The sequence below is a fragment of the Nocardia sp. NPDC058176 genome, from assembly GCF_042883805.1.
Taxonomy (GTDB): Bacteria; Actinomycetota; Actinomycetes; order Mycobacteriales; family Mycobacteriaceae; genus Nocardia.
In genome coordinates this window covers 1-1,051 of sequence record NZ_JBHVVA010000019.1, presented here as the reverse complement: position 1 = coordinate 1,051, position 1,051 = coordinate 1, and the positions used below count along the sequence as shown (strand labels likewise).

The following is a 1,051-nucleotide window of genomic DNA, read 5'->3' as shown; positions in this document are numbered from 1 at the left end:
GCTCTAAAGAGTCTGCTTTTTTTATTTTTAAACGTGTTTAAATGCCCCTACATTCAATTTTAAGAGCTTCCCCCTATAAAAGGTCATCTTTTTTATTTGAAGCTCTCAGAAACGATTCTAAGCATCCTGAAAAGCATTCTTTATTCTCAACGAGCCTTGCAACAGTTCTTGGGCTTTGCCCAAACCCACCAACGGACGGCCGTTGGATGCCAGCATTCAATCCCCCCAACCCCCCGCATCTTCGGGGGGCTCCCTCGCCGGTTGGCGTCAAACAAACGGGTTTGTTTGAGTGCTGAAAGGGTTCGGGTGGCGCTGAGCGAGTCAACTCCTTAATCCTCCCTACGGTCCGGTTACCGTTGACTCACGCCAAAATCGCATCACTGCCTAAAAAAAAAAAAGAACCCTCACCGCCAAAAACGGTAAAAGGGTTTAGGTTCTAACAACAGCTATGAATATTATAAGCCCCTGCAGGTACATCACATCAAAGAAAGCTCAAACGCTTTTTGTATGTATTCTTCCTCTGTGATTTCTCCATGAAACCGTCTTTCTAAAAGCTTTTCCTCTTCTTCCGTCAGCACTAAACCCTCAAAGCCAAGGGTTGCTCTTACATATCTCATTCCTGTTTCAAAATCACTCATTGGCACTCCCCCATAAACTAAATACAGTCCCAACCTGATAAAAGAACGGAACAGCTTTCTTTTTAAATGGCTCTAAATAAAGGGCTTTGCCCTCACTATAGCGAACCCTTTTTACGAGGTGATACGTTATGGATATGGGAATCAAATTATCATCAAAGGACGTCGCAAAACACCTCGGTATAGAGCCAGTAACTGTCCGCAAGTATGCCAGTATGCTTGAAGAACAAGGCTACTCGTTCAATAAAGATTCGAAAGGATGGCGACTCTATACCGAGGATGACGTAAAGACTTTAGAGTATCTATGTACAATGACTAAGATCAATGGACACTCACTCGACGAAACGGTAAAGCACATAGCAAGCTTATATCGTTCTAAACTGACCATATCGGATACCGCTACATCGCTACAGGAC

2 protein-coding genes are annotated in these 1,051 nt (G+C 43.7%); one reads left to right on the top strand and one right to left on the bottom strand.

Annotated features, from left to right (window positions below; genetic code table 11):
- Positions 1-476: 476 nt before the first annotated feature.
- A complete protein-coding gene (locus ACFVVM_RS34320; protein ID WP_014475552.1) occupies positions 477-638 on the bottom strand; it encodes a hypothetical protein in 162 nt (53 codons plus the stop codon).
- 128 nt (positions 639-766) lie between these two features.
- On the opposite strand from ACFVVM_RS34320, the gene ACFVVM_RS34315 reads away from it, so the two are divergent.
- Positions 767-1,051 (top strand): MerR family transcriptional regulator (locus ACFVVM_RS34315; protein ID WP_387626862.1); only part of this gene is annotated, 285 nt, incomplete at its 3' end.

Bases quoted from the DNA above. Each gene is read 5' to 3' on its own strand.
- ACFVVM_RS34320 (WP_014475552.1), bottom strand. From the start codon at position 638: ATGAGTGATTTTGAAACAGGAATGAGATATGTAAGAGCAACCCTTGGC.